The following is a 14,832-nucleotide window of genomic DNA, read 5'->3' as shown; positions in this document are numbered from 1 at the left end:
GCCGCCGAATCTGACAGTCGTTAGACGCATCGTCAATAGGGCGGCTCCCGCGCCGGAGCCACCTCTCCCGTAACTCTCAGGCAGGGGGCCCCCTACGGTCCCCTACTTCTGAAGGCTGATGCGAAGACGGCTCTCCGGTCTGACGACCGACGTGGCGCGCGTCACTAATGTCGAAGACGTGACTGTGATCGCTACCGAAAGCCTGAGCAAGCGGTTCCCCCGGGTGACCGCGCTCGACCGGCTGTCCGTCGACGTCGGGCCCGGTGTCACCGGACTCGTCGGCGCCAACGGAGCCGGCAAGTCCACCCTGATCAAGATCCTGCTGGGTCTGTCCCCCGCCTCGGAGGGCCGCGCCTCGGTGCTCGGCCTGGACGTCGCCACCAAGGGCGCCGAAATTCGCGAGCGCGTCGGCTACATGCCGGAGCACGACTGCCTGCCGCCCGACGTCTCGGCCACCGAGTTCGTCGTGCACATGGCCCGCATGTCCGGCCTGCCGCCCACCGCCGCCCGCGAACGCACCGCTGACACGCTGCGCCACGTCGGTCTGTACGAGGAGCGCTACCGCCCCATCGGCGGCTACTCCACCGGCATGAAGCAGCGGGTGAAGCTCGCCCAGGCCCTCGTCCACGACCCCCAGCTGGTCTTCCTGGACGAGCCCACCAACGGCCTCGACCCGGTTGGCCGCGACGAGATGCTGGGCCTGATCCGCCGCATCCACACCGACTTCGGCATCTCGGTCCTGGTCACCTCCCACCTCCTGGGCGAACTGGAACGCACCTGCGACCACGTCGTCGTCGTCGACGGCGGAAAGCTCCTGCGCTCCAGCTCCACCACCGACTTCACCCAGACCACCACCACCCTCGCGATCGAGGTCACCGACACCGACGAGCACCCCGACGGCACGCGCGCCGTCCGCGAGGCGCTCCACGCGCGCGGAGTGGACGTCCTCGACGGCGACAGCGGCCTGCCGGGCGCCGGCCACATCCTGCTGCTCACCGCCCGGGGCGAGGAGACCTACGACGTGGTGCGCGACCTCGTGGCCGAGCTGGGCCTCGGGCTGGTGCGCATGGAACAGCGCCGGCACCACATCTCCGAGGTCTTCAAGGACGGCGACGCACAACGGAAGGAGGCCGTCGGCCATGGCGGTTGAGCACCCCGCACCCACCCTCCCGGGTGACCAGACCCGCATCCACAACATCGGCTACCGCAGCTACGACGGCCCCCGCCTGGGCCGCGCCTACGCCCGCCGCTCCCTCTACTCGCAGTCCCTGCGCGGCGCCTACGGCCTCGGCCGCTCGGTGAAGTCCAAGGTGCTGCCCATGCTGCTGTTCGTGGTGATGTGCGTGCCCGCGGCCATCATGGTCGCCGTCGCGGTCGCCACCAAGGCGACCGCGCTCCCGCTGGAGTACACCCGCTACGCCGTCGTCATGCAGGCCGTCATCAGCCTGTACGTCGCCTCGCAGGCACCCCAGTCCGTCTCGCGCGACCTGCGCTTCAAGACCGTGCCGCTGTACTTCTCCCGGCCGATAGAGACCGCCGACTACGTGCGCGCCAAGTTCGCCGCGCTCGCCTCGGCGCTGTTCATCCTCACCGCCGCACCCCTGCTGGTGCTCTACGTGGGCGCCCTGCTGGCCAAGCTCGACTTCGCCGACCAGACCAAGGGATTCGCCCAGGGACTGGTCTCCGTGACCCTGCTCTCCCTGCTCTTCGCCGGCCTCGGCCTGGTCGTCGCCGCGGTCACTCCGCGCCGCGGGTTCGGCATCGCCGCCGTCATCGCCGTCCTGACCATCTCCTACGGCGCGGTCTCCACCCTCCAGGCCATCGCCGAGGCCCAGGGCAGCACCGACGCTATCCGCTGGATAGGCCTGTTCTCGCCGATCACGCTGATCGACGGGGTGCAGTCGGCGTTCCTCGGCGCCTCCTCCGCCTTCCCGGGCGGGATCGGCCCCTCCACGGGCGAGGGCGCGGTGTACGTCCTGTTCGCCCTGGGCCTCATCGCCGCCTGCTACGGGCTCCTGATGCGCCGCTACCGGAAGGTGGGACTGTGACCACGCTCTCCCTCGATCACGTCTCCCGCTGGTTCGGCAACGTGGTCGCCGTCAACGACATCACCATGACCATCGGTCCCGGCGTCACCGGGCTGCTCGGCCCCAACGGCGCCGGAAAGTCGACCCTGATCAACATGATGGGCGGCTTCCTCGCCCCTTCCACCGGCACCGTCACGCTCGACGGACAGCAGGTCTGGCGCAACGAGGCCATCTACAAGCACATCGGCGTCGTCCCCGAACGCGAGGCGATGTACGACTTCCTCACCGGCCGCGAATTCGTCGTCGCCAACGCCGAATTGCACGGACTGGGCGCCAAGGCCGCCCAGAAGGCCCTGGCCACGGTGGAGATGGAGTACGCGCAGGACCGCAAGATCCAGACGTACTCCAAGGGCATGCGGCAGCGCGTGAAGATGGCGTCCGCCCTGGTGCACGACCCCTCCCTGCTCCTGCTCGACGAGCCGTTCAACGGAATGGACCCGCGCCAGCGGATGCAGCTCATGGACCTGCTGCGGCGCATGGGCGACGAGGGACGCACGGTGCTGTTCTCGTCGCACATCCTCGAAGAGGTCGAGCAGCTCGCCTGGCACATCGAGGTCGTGGTCGCCGGACGGCACGCGGCCAGCGGCGACTTCCGCAAGATCCGCCGTCTGATGACCGACCGCCCGCACCGCTACCTGGTGCGTTCCAGCGACGACCGCGCTCTCGCGGCCGCGCTGATCGCCGACCCGTCGACATCGGGCATCGAAGTGGACGTCGCCGAGGGGGCGTTGCGCATCCAGGCCGTCGACTTCGGGCGTTTCACGACGCTGCTGCCGAGAGTGGCACGCGACAACGGCATCCGCTTGCTCACGGTGTCGCCGTCCGACGAGTCCCTCGAGTCCGTCTTCTCGTATCTTGTCGCGGCGTAGGAGGCCGAAGATGTACGACCCCACCGTCGCCCGGCTCACCTACCGGGCCCTGCTCGGCCGTCGCCGGGCCCTCATCCTCGGCTCGCTGCCGCTGCTGCTGATCGTGATCTCGGTGCTGGTGCGCGCCCTCGCGGGCGCCGACGACCAGACCGCGGCCGATCTGCTGGGCGGGCTCGGGCTCGCCACCATGGTGCCGATCATCGGCGTCATCGCCGGCACGGGCGCCATCGGCCCGGAGATCGACGACGGCTCCGTCGTCTACCTGCTGTCCAAGCCGCTGAAGCGGTCGACGATCATCTTCACCAAGCTGATCGTGGCGATCGCGGTGACGATGGTGTTCTCGGCGCTGCCGACGCTGATCGCGGGCTTCATCCTCAACGGCAACGGCCAGCAGGTCGCCGTCGCCTACACGGTGGCCGCGCTGGTCTCCTCCATCGCCTACGCCGCGCTCTTCCTGCTGCTCGGCACGGTGTCGCGGCACGCGGTGGTGTTCGGGCTGGTCTACGCCCTCGTGTGGGAGGCCCTGTTCGGCTCCCTGGTGCCTGGTGCGCGCACGCTCAGTGTCCAGCAGTGGTCGCTGGCCGTCGCCGACAAGGTGGCCGGCGGTGATCTGATCAGCTCCGACGTCGGACTGACCACGGCGACCGTCCTGCTGGCCGCGGTGACCGTGCTGGCCACCTGGTTCGCGGGGCAGAAGCTGCGGGCGCTGACGCTGGCCGGCGAGGAGTAGGCCGGCGGGACGCAGTCCGCGCGTGCCGAGGGGCGGGGCCCCTTTTTGACGGGGGCTTCACCTCCGCCCCGGCACACTGGGCGAAGAAACGCGAACGACGCGAACAGGCGTCAGCAGATGCCGAGAGGCACCTAGAGACGCCGAGCGGCGTCAAGGAGCGCGAAGAGGACACCGGCGGAGGGGAGGACTGCTGTGGCGGACGAGACGGCGGGGCACGGCAGCCGGGAGCAGGGAGAGCACGGACCGGCCGACGGGCCGGCCGGGGGCGGGCCCTTCGACGCGGCTTGGGACGGCCTGGTGCTGGACGAGGAGTTCATACGGGCCGCCGATACGTCCGAGCCCTCCGCCCGCGCCCGGATGCTCGCGGCCCGCTGGCGGGCCGAGCGGCCCGAGCCGCAGCCGTGGCGGTCCGACGAGCCGCCGGCCGGCTGGTTCTTCAGTAAGGCGCGCCGACGGAGATGGCGGCGCCGGTAGGCACTCGGAGGATCCGCGGAGTCGCCTCCGGCGGGTCCCCGACCTCGTGTCGAACGGTCGTTTTATTCGGTGGCGTCCCACTCGTCCGCCCGGCACAGTGGTGATGTCCGCAACGCCGGCGGAGGCCGGTGTCAGGAACCGGGGAGGAGCGGGACGATGCCCATGCACGGCAGGACGTCCGGCTCCCGGCAGGGCAGCCCGCGGAGGGCTCCGGAGCGGTCACACGCTCCGTCCGAGCCCGCCCCGCAAGGGGCGCTGCCCGGGGGCGGCCGCTTCGAGCACGCGGCACCACTGCCGCGTGAGGCCGCCCCACCCCGGGCCTGATCCTCGGCGGTGTCCCGGGGCTCGGGGCGAGCGCTGCTCAGACCCCTCAGGGAAGCAGCTTCTCCAGCACCAGGGCGATGCCGTCGTCCTCGTTCGAAGCCGTCACCTCGGTCGCCACCGCCTTCAGTTCCGGGTGGGCGTTGGCCATGGCCACGCCTCGGGACGCCCAGGCGAACATCGGGATGTCGTTGGGCATGTCGCCGAAGGCGATCGTGTCGGCGGCCTTGAGGCCGAGGCGGCGGGCGGCGAGGGAGAGCCCCGTGGCCTTGGAGAGGCCGAGGGGGAGCAGCTCCACGATGCCCGCGCCGGCCAGGGCGACGGTGACGAAGCCGCCGGCGGCGCGGCGGGCCGCCTCGGCGAGGTCGTCGTCCGAGAGCTCGGGATGCTGGATGTAGATCTTGTTCAGCGGCGCCGACCAGAGGTCCGACGCGTCGGTGAACGGCGTCGAGGGGAGCTTGCCGGTGACCGAGTAACCGGGTCCGACCAGCACGTCCCCGTCGAGTCCGTCGCGGCTGGCCGCCAGGTACAGCGGACCGACCTCCGCCTCGATCTTGGCGAGCGCCACCCCGGCGAGCTGCCGGTCCAGAGTCACCGAGGTCAGCAGGCGGTGCGCGCCGGCGTCGTAGACCTGGGCTCCCTGGCCGCAGACGGCCAGACCGTCGTAGCCGAGTTCGTCGAGGATGTGCCGGGTCCAGGGAACCGCGCGGCCGGTGACGACGATGTGGGCCGCCCCCGCCGCGGTGGCCGCGGCGAGAGCGTCGCGGGTGCGCCGCGAGATCGACTCGTCGGAGCGCAGGAGCGTCCCGTCGAGATCGGTGGCGATGAGCCGATGGGGGAAGCCCTCGCTCACTTGGACACCGGCTCCAGCACCTCACGCCCGCCGAGGTAGGGCCGCAACACCTCGGGCACGCGCACGGAGCCGTCGGCCTGCTGGTGGTTCTCCAGGATCGCCACGATGGTGCGCGGGACGGCGCACAGCGTGCCGTTGAGCGTGGCCAGCGGGCGAACCTGCTTGCCCTCGCGGTAGCGGATCGACAGGCGGCGGGACTGGAACTCGGTGCAGTCCGAGGTCGAGGTCAGCTCGCGGTACTTGCCCTGGGTGGGGATCCACGCCTCGCAGTCGAACTTGCGGGAGGCCGAGGAGCCCAGGTCGGCGGAGGCGACGTCGATCACGCGGAACGGCAGTTCCAGCGAGGTCAGCCACTGCTTCTCCCACTCCAGCAGGCGCTGGTGCTCGGCCTGCGAGTCCTCGGGAGTGACGTACGTGAACATCTCGACCTTGTCGAACTGGTGCACGCGGAAGATGCCCCGGGTGTCCTTGCCGTGCGAGCCGGCCTCGCGCCGGAAGCAGGGGGAGAAGCCCGCGTAGCGCAGCGGCAGCCGCTCGGCGTCGATGATCTCGTCCATGTGGTACGCGGCGAGGGGGACCTCGGAGGTACCGACGAGGTAGAGGTCGTCCTTGTCGAGGTGGTAGACGTCCTGGGCCGCCTGGCCGAGGAAACCGGTGCCGGCCATGGACTGCGGGCGCACCAGGGCGGGCGTCAGCATCGGCGTGAAGCCGGCCGCCGTCGCCTGCGCGATCGCCGCGTTCACCAGGGCGAGCTCCAGGAGGGCGCCCACGCCCGTGAGGAAGTAGAAGCGGGAGCCGGAGACCTTCGCGCCGCGCTCGACGTCGATCGCGCCGAGGATCTGGCCGAGCTCGAGGTGGTCCTTCGCCTCGAAGCCCTCGGCGGTGAAGTCGCGGATCTCGCCGTGCGTCTCCAGCGTGACGAAGTCCTCCTCGCCGCCGACGGGCACGTCGGGGTGGACGAGGTTGCCGAGCCGCAGCAGCAGGTCCTGGGTCTCGGCGTCGGCGGCGTCACGCTCGGTGTCGGCGGCCTTGACGTCGGCCTTGAGCTGTTCGGCGCGCTTGAGCAGCTCGGCCTTCTCCTCGGCGGAGGCCTTGGGGATGAGCTTGCCGAGCTGCTTCTGCTCGGCGCGGAGCTCGTCGAAGCGGACGCCGGACGACCTGCGCCGCTCGTCGGCGGACAGGAGAGCGTCGACGAGCGCGACGTCCTCTCCACGGGCGCGCTGGGACGCGCGCACACGGTCGGGGTCCTCACGGAGCAGGCGAAGGTCAATCACGCGGTCCAGGCTACCGGTGCGGCGTGAGCGCTCACGACTCACTATTCCCCGTGTGGCGATTCGCGGCTTACGGGCGACTATGGGGCAATTGCGGAACGAGTCAAGGAAAAGTGTCTCACTCCCTGGGACGGGGCAGGCCGCGCACGGTGCGTTGACCCGACTTCCTTGCGGAGGGGGTGACTTGGGCCGGCGTTGTCCACAGGGATTCCGGGGTGGGGGAAAGTTATCCACAGGGTGTGCGAAAGATCTGTGGATACTGGAATTGATCATTCCGAGTGGTGGTCGAGTGGTGCGGAATTCCCGTTCCGCGCCGACTGCACCCCCACTTTCGAGTGGAAATGGGTAGCCCCAAAGGATTGTTCACAGGAAACAGGTGGACTAAGGGTGACGTGCGCCGCCCTGGCCGCGTGTGGGGCCTGTAGGGCGATTTGTCGACCGGACGACCCTTCGATGTCGACTTGTCCCCAGGTCGAGATGCCGCCCTGTGGATAACGCCTGTGGATAACGAAGATATGCAGAAAGGACCTAGAACCGGCCGTCCTGGCAGCGTGCCACCCAGTCCGCCGCCGCGACGAACTCGCCCTCCGAGGTCCCGGGCAGCGGCGCGGGAATGTCCGCCGCCACCGCGTCCGCGCGCGGGTACGAGCCGAGGAACCGCACATCGCGGCAGATCCGCTTCAGCCCCATCAGCGCCTCGGCCATCCGCCGGTCGGCGATGTGGCCGGCGGCGTCGATGCAGAAGCAGTAGTTGCCGATGCCGGCGCCCGTCGGCCGGGACTGCAGCACCATGAGGTTGATGCCACGGGTCGCGAACTCCCCGAGCAGGTCGCGCAGCCCTCCCGGATGGTCGTCGCGCTGCCAGAGCACGACGGAGGTCTTGTCCGCCCCGGTCGGCGCGGCGGGCCGGGCCGGACGGCCCACCAGCACGAACCGCGTCTGGGCGTTCTCCGCGTCGTGGATCTCCGTCTCCAGCGCCTCCAGGCCGTACCGGGCGGCCGCGAACTCGCCCGCGAAGGCCGCGTCGTAGCGGCCCTCCTGGACGAGACGGGCGCCGTCGGCGTTGGAGGCGGCCGACTCCCAAGTGACGTCCGGGAGATGGGCCTTAAGCCAGTTGCGCACCTGCGGCTGGGCAGCCGGATGAGCGGTGACCGTCTTGATGTCCGTGAGCTTCGTGCCGGGACGGACCAGCAGCGCGAAGGTGATCGACAGCAGGACCTCGCGGTAGATCATCAGCGGTGTGCCCGCGACGAGCTCGTCGAGGGTCGTGGTGATCCCGCCCTCGACGGAGTTCTCGATCGGCACGAACGCGGCCTCGGCCTCGCCGGTGCGCACCGCGTCCAGCGCGGACTGCACGGACACGTAGGGGACCAACTGCCGGGTGGCCGTTTCGGGAAGCGTGCGCAGGGCGACCTCCGTGAAGGTGCCCTCGGGGCCGAGATAGGCATAGCTCGCTGGCATGACCTCACCCTAATGGGCCTTGTGTGCTCGGGTGGACCTGTCTCTAGCACCGACCCCTCAGGGGAGTGAACCCGCGTAACCCCTCACCGGCCCCGGCGGTTCGCGGGGCTCCTCACGCGTCCAGCAGCCGCTGCCCCACGTACTCGCCCTCGGCCGCCCCGCCGGGCACGGCGAACAGCCCGCTGGTCTCGTGCCGGATGTACTTCGACAGGGCGTCCCCGCGGTCCAGCTTGCGCTGCACGGTGACGAAACCGCGCAGCGGGTCGGCCTGCCAGCAGACGAAGAGCAGGCCCGCGTCCGGTGTGCCGTCCCGGTCGATGCCGTCGTGGTACGAGAACGGCCGGCGCAGCATCGCCGCCCCACCGTTCTGGTCGGGCCGGGTGATGCGCGCGTGCGCGTTGAGGGGGACCACCAGATCGCCCTTGGCGTCGGTCTTCTCCAGGTCCATCCCGGTCGTCTCGGAGCCCCCGGTCAGCGGCGCCCCGTCGGACTTGCGGCGCCCGATGACCTGCTCCTGCGCCGGGACCGACAGCTTCTCCCAGTCGTCGAGGAGCATCCGGATCCGGCGTACGACGGCGTAGGAGCCGTGGGCCATCCAGGCCGGGTCGGTCGATCCCTCGGCCGGCACGAAGATCCGCTTCTCGAAGTCGGCCTCGGCCGGCTTCGGATTGCGCGTGCCGTCCAGCTGGCCCATCAGGTTGCGGGCCGTCATGGGGTGGGCGGTCGCGCCCGGCGTGCGGTTGAAGCCGTTCATCTGCCAGCGCACACGGGCCGCGCTGCCCGCGTCCTTCTGGATCGCGCGCAGGGCGTGGAAGGCGACGAGGGCGTCGTTCGCGCCGATCTGCACCCACAGGTCGCCGTTGCTGCGGGACGGGTCGAGCTGGTCGGAGGAGAAGGCGGGCAGGGGGTCCAGGGAGACAGGGCGCTGCTTCTCCAGACCGGTGCGGGTGAAGAAGCTGTGGCCGAAGCCGAAGGTGATCGTCAGCGAGGACGGGCCGGCATCCCGGGCCACGTCGGTGTCGTCGTGCGGTGCGGCTTCGCCCGCCATCAGCCGCTGCGCCGTCTGCGACCAGCGGCGCATCAGCGCGGCGGCCTCCTTGCGGCCCGCGCCCGCCGTGAGGTCGAAGGCGACGAGATGGCCCCGTGCCTGGAGTCCCTGGGTGATGCCGGGCTGGTGTTTCACGTGAAACAGTGCCTGCTCCGACCCGATCGAGGAGAGCGGGGCCGCCTGCGCCGGCGCTGCGGCGTAGCCGGCGGCGCCGCCCGCGGCACCGAGCACGAGCCCGGTGGCGCCGGCGGTGCCGAGCAGCCTGCGCCGGGTCAGACCCTCGGGGGAGGGCGTCTTCTCGGCGGACGCCTTGGTCTCGGGGGCGGGGGTCACCGGGCTGGTCTGTTCGGGCATGGTGGGGTTCAGCCGATCTGCGCGTTCTTGGAGACGGTCACCTGGTCGATGTCGGAGGTCCGGACGGTCACGGCGACCTGCCATTCGCCGCTCACGGGAATCTGCACTCCGTCGGCCGACCAGTGGCCGGTGGTGATGTGGTCGGGGGTGACGGGGAGCGGCCCGATGCTCTTGGCTTCGAGGGTGAAGGCGACCTTCACTTCGGGGACGTCGAAGGCGCGGCCGTCGGGGCGGGTGACGTAGACGTGCATCTCGTTGGCGCCGGTCCGCGCGGGGTCGATGTCGACGCTGACGACGCCCTTGCCGTTGACGCCGCCGGTGTCGAAGGACATGTCGAGGGTCACGGCGCCCGCGGTGTCCGCCGACGCGACGGCGGCTGTGGCGGCCTTCGCGTCCAGTTCGGTACGGCCGGGCTCGGTGGACGTCAGCGCGGTGGTCACGGCGAGCAGCACCACGGCGACGCCCGCCTCGGCCAGCACCGAGCGGCGCAGCCCGGAACGGTTCGGGTCTGCGTCCCGCAGCCGCTTCTGCCGTGCGGCGTCGACGGCGGCCCGCTGCCGAGCGAGCTGGGCGGCCCGCCGGGAATCGGTCGTGCCGGTATCGCCGGTGCCGGCACCACCCGCACCGGAACCGGCCTCCGCCTCGCCCGGGGACGCCTTTGCCGCACCCGTGCTCACGGGGGCGGGGTTCTCGGCCTGTGCCGGGGCGTCGGCGGCGGGCGTCTGCGTGGCGGCTCCCGCCGGCTCGGCCGCCTTGGTCCCCTGGGGCGCCCCGTCCCGCTCGGCCGTCCCGGCCTCCTCGCTCGACGCCTCCTCAACAGCCTCGGGGGAGGCGGCCTCGGTGAGGTCGGCCGGCTGTTCCTCCGCCGCCGGCCTCTCCCGTCCGGGAGAGTCGGTGCGCTCGGCCGTCGTCGCTCCGGCCCGCCCCGCAGCCGTCGCCGCCTGCTTCTCAAGCGTCGCCGTCCCCGCGGTCTCCTCAGCCGTCTGCGCCTCCTGCTGCCGCGAGGTCGGCGGTCCGGCCAGCCGGGCCGTCCAGCGGCGGGAGATCCAGGCGATGCCGACGAGCAGGGCCACCAGGCCGATCTTGACGAGCAGGAGCTGCCCGTAGCGGGTCTCGGTGAAGGCCGACCAGGAGCCGAGCTGGCGCCACGACTGGTAGACGCCGGTCGCGAGCAGAGCGATCACGCTGCCGAAGGCGACCCTGGAGAACCGGCGGACAGCCGACGGCTCCACCGGGTTCTCCGCCCGGTACAGCGCCGTGAGCAGTGCGCACAGTCCGCCCAGCCAGGCGGCGACGGCCAGCAGGTGGACGATGTCCACCGGCATCGCGATGCCCGGCTGGAGCCCGGTGGAGGCGTGCTCGGCCATCGCCCAGCTCGCCGCGAGCCCGCCGGCCACGACCGTCCCCCCGATCGCGAGCCCGAAGGTCAGATCCCGCTTCTCCTCGTCCTCGCGCTTGTCGTACGCGCCGAACAGCACGGCGATGAAGAGCGCGGCCGCCGCGAGCAGCAGCAGCCGGGAGACGAGGGCGGCGCCGGTCTTGGTCTGGAGGACCTGCCCGAGCAGGTCGAGGTCGAAGACGTCGCCGAGCTCGCCGGAACCGGTGTAGGAGCCGCGCAGGAGCAGCAGGAACAGGGTGGCCGAGGTGAGCGCGAGCCAGCCGGAGACGACGAGCCGCTGCAGCGCGCGCACCCCGGTGCCGGCCGGCCAGCAGGCCAGCACGAACGCGGCGCCGCCGACCATGACGATGAACCCGGCGTAGGACGCGTACCGTCCGAACCCGTACAGCCCGCCGACGACCCCGCCGCCGGCCTCCTGCGCGGACGCCGGGACGGTGGTCGCGGAGGGGGCTCCGACGGAGAAGGTGTAGGCGCCGGCGACGGGATGGCTGTCGGCGGACACCACCTGGTAGGTCACCGTGTACGTGCCGTCGGGCAGCCCTGGGTGCAACCGCACGGCGTACGTGGTGCCGCTGACGTTGGACGGCTCGCCGGTGTCGACGCGTGTGCCCTTGGGGTCGAGCACGCGCAGCGACGTGCCGCTCATCGCGACCTGTTCGGAGAAGGTGAGCGACACCTGGGTGGGCGCCTTGTCGACCACCGCCCCCTGCGCGGGGTCGCTGCCGGTCAGCGCGGCGTGCGCGGAGGCCGGCCCGGCGGCGGCGAGGAGCGCGCCGGCGACGGCCAGGAGCAGCAGCACCAGCGTCCGGACTCGGGGAGCGGTGGTCTGGTGGGTCAAGGCGGTCCTTCCCTCAGGGGCGCTCAGGGGCCCTCGGAGCCCTTCAGTGCCCGGTCTTCGGGGTGTAGGTGGCGGATTCCACCGGCATCGCGACCTCGACGGTCCCGGACTCGGCGAAGTGCAGTTTCAGGCTCACCTTCTCGCCCTGCCTCGGCTTGCGCTTCAGCTTCTCGAACATCAGGTGGTTCCCGCCGCTGGCGAGCACCACCCGCCCGTGGGCGGGGACGTCGAGGGAGTCGACCTCCTGCATGGCGCCGTCGACCGTCTCGTGGACGGTGACGCTGCCGGCGACGTCACTGGTGACGGAGGTCAGCTCGTCCTTGGCGCCGCCCTCGTTGGTGATGGTGAGGAAGCCGGCCGCCATGCCGTCCGAGATCGGCTGCGGCATGTAGGCGGCGCTCACGGACAGTTCGGCGGCGGACGCGCCGGAGGCGCAGCCTGTGAGGACCAGGGCGCCGGTCAGAGCGGTGACGGCGGCGGTGGCGGTGGCGGTGGCGAACCGTTTCACGGGTTCTGTCCCTTGATGATCTTGGGCAGGTCCTTGGCGTACTGGTCGACGGTGACGCCCTCGCCGTAGAGGAGGTATCCGCCGTTCGTCTTCGGGGAGAAGGCGATGACCTGGGTGCCGTGCGTCGAGACCGTCTTGCCGTTCTTGTCCTTGTGCGGCGGCTCGATGGAGATGCCGAGGGTGCGCGCGGCGGCCTGGATGGTGGCGAAGTCGCCGGTGAGACCGACGCTCTGCGGGTCGATGCCCTTGAGCCAGGCCCCGAGCGCGGCCGGGGTGTCCCGCTCGGGGTCGGTGGTGACGAACACGACGCGCAGCCGGTCCTGTTCCGCCTTGGGCAGCTGCTTCTTCGCCACGGCGATGTTGCTCATCGTCAGCGGGCAGACGTCGGGGCAGTGGGTGTAGCCGAAGTACACCAGCGTCGGGCGCCCGGCGGTCTCCTTGCGGAGGTCGTACTTCTTGCCCTGGGTGTCGGTCAGGACCAGGTTCGGCTTGGTGAAGGGCTGGTCGAGGACGGTCGCGGCCTGCTTGCGACCTTCCTGGGAGACGACGGCGGCCGGGCCTGCGTCGTTGTTCTCGCTTCCGCAGGCGGAGAGGGTCAGGGTGGCCGCGGCGAGCAGAGCGGCCGCGGCGAGCTTCGTCTTGCGCATGGAGAGAAGTCCTGGGTGTGGTGGAGTCCGGCGCGTGCCGGGCCGCGCGGGCCCGGCACACGCCGCGGACGGCCTGGCGTCAGGAGGCGGAGGAGTCGGCGCGGCGACGGCCGGCGAGCACGCCGTACGCCACACCGGCGGCGCCGACGACGATGCCCACGACGCCGAGGACGCGGGCGGTGGTGTCGCTGCCGCCCGAGGAGTCGGAGGCCTCGGTGTCGGCGGCGGCCGGCTTGGCGTCGTCGGCGTCGTCACCGGCGGACGCGCCGTGGGAGTGGCCGTCGGCGGCGTCGGACAGGGTGAGCGCCGGGGCCGGGGTGTCGGGCTCCTCCTTGCCCTTCTCCTGGACCTCGATCCAGCGCACGACTTCCTTGTTGGAGTACGTCTGGATCGCCTTGAAGACGACCTGGTCGGCCTTCTCGGGCAGCGCGCCCATGGAGACCGGGAACTGCTGGAGGCGGCCGGGCTCGATGCCCTTGCCGTCGGCGGTCCAGGTGACCTTGGAGACGACCTCCGAGATCTGCCGGCCGTGCATGTCGAGCGGCTTGGCGAGCTTGCTCTTGGTGACGGCGATCTTCCAGCCCGGGACGTCCTGCGGCAGCACCGAGGCGAGCGGGGTGTCGGTCGGGAAGTTGACCTCCAGCTTGACCGTCGAGGCGTTGTCGCGCTCATTGGGGACGCGGAAGTTGACGACGGCGTAGCCGCCCTTGGCGGCCGTGCCCTCCGGCTGCACGGTGACGTGCGCGAAGGCGGGCGACGACAGGGCGAGCACGACGACGGCCGAGCCGGCGGCGACGGCGGCGAGACGAGAAGCCTTCATGACAGCGAAGCACTCCACTCTGAGTGAGAGGTGACGGTGGTGGGACGTGAGCACGAGAAGGTGCGCACGCACGCGTGCCGCGACGAACGGCGGCCGCCTCCCCGTGTGGTGGAGTGCTGGTCGCGTCGTGTCAGGCAGCGAGGACGAGAGCGGCGGCGGCCGGCGGGCCGCGCCTGATCACCGTGTGCTGGAGTGCGTCGGCCGGCGGCTTGGGAAGCGTGGACGCGGCGGGGCGCGGGGTGCGCGGGCCTTCTTCCGGCGCGGCGGCCAGCCCCGCGTACAGGGCGCGCGCCAGGGCGAACGCCCCGCGCAGGGACCGTATGAGAGCTCCCTCGGCGACGCCCTGCGCCGACAGTTCCATCAGGCGCAGCAGGGCGGTGTCGCCCCGCCGCAGCATCCAGCCCGCGGCGAGGGCCGCGAGAACGTGCGCGAGCAGCATCGGCAGGGACGGCAGCAGCGACGTCGTCGAACCGGCGGTGGACAGGGCGTCCGCGGCGTGATGCGCGGAGCTCATGCCACCGCTGCCGCCGCCGCTCATGACCGTGCCGCCGCTGTCGGCGTCGACGCCGCCGGCCGGGCGGACCCGCGCCTCGGTGAGGATCCTCAGCGCCTGCGAGGGCGTGATCGCCGCCGCGGTGCTCCCGCACACCAGGCGGGCGGCCTGTTCGACCAGCGCGGCGTCGGAGAGGGCCTTCGGCGTGGACGCGGCGGCCGTCGTCGCGTGCTGGCCCAGTCCGAACAGCGAGTGCAGCACGGTCTGTCCGACGGCGAGCAGCGCGGCGATGCCCGGCAGCGAGCGCTCGCGCCCGGCGAACGGCGCCACGACGAGGAGGGCCCCCAGGAACCCGGCGCCCAGCGTCCACAGCGGGACCGTCGCGCAGGAGGCCATGGTGTGACCGGCCGCGGCCAGCACGACGCAGACCGCGGCGAACATCGCGGCCCGCAGCAGCCGGAGATCGTCTCCGGGGCGCGTCGTGCGCAGGTGGCGGTGGAACATGGCGGGCTCATCATCGCACTGGCCTCACCGCGGCCACACGGCAGGTCCACAAGGTTCCGGGGCACGCGGAAGATCACCCTCTGGTGTGACAGCCGCCCCCTGTTTCCCCGGGTTCCCACATACACCGAATCCGGTGGCCCGCGCATCCACCGTAT

At 71.5% G+C, this 14,832-nt stretch carries 14 protein-coding genes; 5 read left to right on the top strand and 9 right to left on the bottom strand.

What is annotated here, in order from left to right; genetic code table 11:
- Positions 1-184 precede the first annotated feature (184 nt).
- From ACIRS4_RS14845 to ACIRS4_RS14825, 5 genes are all read left to right on the top strand, one after another.
- A complete protein-coding gene (locus ACIRS4_RS14845) occupies positions 185-1,150 on the top strand; it encodes an ABC transporter ATP-binding protein (protein WP_404195497.1) in 966 nt (321 codons plus the stop codon).
- The gene (locus tag ACIRS4_RS14840) at positions 1,140-2,048 is read left to right on the top strand and encodes an ABC transporter permease (RefSeq protein WP_404194963.1); all 909 of its coding nucleotides are present in this window, start codon (positions 1,140-1,142) and stop codon (positions 2,046-2,048) included. Before ACIRS4_RS14845 ends, ACIRS4_RS14840 begins: the two co-directional genes overlap by 11 nt.
- Complete coding sequence (locus ACIRS4_RS14835) at positions 2,045-2,956, top strand: ABC transporter ATP-binding protein (RefSeq protein ID WP_404194961.1); 912 nt, start codon at positions 2,045-2,047, stop codon at positions 2,954-2,956. The genes ACIRS4_RS14840 and ACIRS4_RS14835 overlap by 4 nt, the downstream gene beginning before the upstream one ends.
- A gap of 10 nt (positions 2,957-2,966) precedes the next feature.
- A complete protein-coding gene (locus tag ACIRS4_RS14830; protein WP_404194959.1) occupies positions 2,967-3,686 on the top strand; it encodes an ABC transporter permease subunit in 720 nt (239 codons plus the stop codon).
- A 192-nt stretch (positions 3,687-3,878) separates the two neighbouring features.
- Positions 3,879-4,160: a hypothetical protein gene (locus ACIRS4_RS14825; RefSeq protein ID WP_404194956.1), complete on the top strand. Its 282-nt coding sequence runs from the start codon at positions 3,879-3,881 to the stop codon at positions 4,158-4,160.
- A 370-nt stretch (positions 4,161-4,530) separates the two neighbouring features.
- Here the strand turns inward: ACIRS4_RS14825 and ACIRS4_RS14820 are convergent, their stop codons facing one another.
- From ACIRS4_RS14820 to ACIRS4_RS14780, 9 genes are all read right to left on the bottom strand, one after another.
- Positions 4,531-5,334, bottom strand: coding sequence for an HAD family hydrolase (locus ACIRS4_RS14820; protein ID WP_404194954.1), 804 nt, complete (start codon positions 5,332-5,334; stop codon positions 4,531-4,533).
- Positions 5,331-6,608 carry a serine--tRNA ligase gene (serS, locus tag ACIRS4_RS14815; protein WP_404194952.1) on the bottom strand — a complete coding sequence of 426 codons (1,278 nt, stop codon included), beginning with the start codon at positions 6,606-6,608 and terminating at the stop codon, positions 5,331-5,333. Before serS ends, ACIRS4_RS14820 begins: the two co-directional genes overlap by 4 nt.
- A gap of 525 nt (positions 6,609-7,133) precedes the next feature.
- Entirely contained in the window at positions 7,134-8,066 is a 933-nt protein-coding gene (gene pheA, locus ACIRS4_RS14810; protein WP_404194949.1) for a prephenate dehydratase, read from the bottom strand.
- 112 nt (positions 8,067-8,178) lie between these two features.
- On the bottom strand, positions 8,179-9,468 hold the full coding sequence (gene efeB / locus ACIRS4_RS14805; RefSeq protein WP_404194947.1) for an iron uptake transporter deferrochelatase/peroxidase subunit: 1,290 nt from the start codon (positions 9,466-9,468) through the stop codon (positions 8,179-8,181).
- 8 nt (positions 9,469-9,476) lie between these two features.
- Positions 9,477-11,705: a copper resistance protein CopC gene (locus tag ACIRS4_RS14800; RefSeq protein WP_404194944.1), complete on the bottom strand. Its 2,229-nt coding sequence runs from the start codon at positions 11,703-11,705 to the stop codon at positions 9,477-9,479.
- Positions 11,706-11,748: 43 nt separating this feature from the next.
- Entirely contained in the window at positions 11,749-12,213 is a 465-nt protein-coding gene (locus ACIRS4_RS14795) for a copper chaperone PCu(A)C (protein ID WP_404194941.1), read from the bottom strand.
- A complete protein-coding gene (locus ACIRS4_RS14790; protein WP_404194938.1) occupies positions 12,210-12,860 on the bottom strand; it encodes an SCO family protein in 651 nt (216 codons plus the stop codon). The genes ACIRS4_RS14795 and ACIRS4_RS14790 overlap by 4 nt, the downstream gene beginning before the upstream one ends.
- Positions 12,861-12,939: 79 nt before the next feature.
- Positions 12,940-13,680: a YcnI family protein gene (locus ACIRS4_RS14785; RefSeq protein WP_404194935.1), complete on the bottom strand. Its 741-nt coding sequence runs from the start codon at positions 13,678-13,680 to the stop codon at positions 12,940-12,942.
- Positions 13,681-13,810: 130 nt separating this feature from the next.
- The gene (locus ACIRS4_RS14780) at positions 13,811-14,677 is read right to left on the bottom strand and encodes a hypothetical protein (RefSeq protein WP_404194932.1); all 867 of its coding nucleotides are present in this window, start codon (positions 14,675-14,677) and stop codon (positions 13,811-13,813) included.
- Between the last annotated feature and the right edge of the window lie 155 nt (positions 14,678-14,832).

Source organism: Streptomyces sp. NPDC101166 (assembly GCF_044768125.1).
GTDB lineage: Bacteria > Actinomycetota > Actinomycetes > Streptomycetales > Streptomycetaceae > Streptomyces.
The sequence above is the reverse complement of the archived record's forward strand: the minus strand, read 5'-3'. Positions and strand labels throughout refer to the sequence as shown.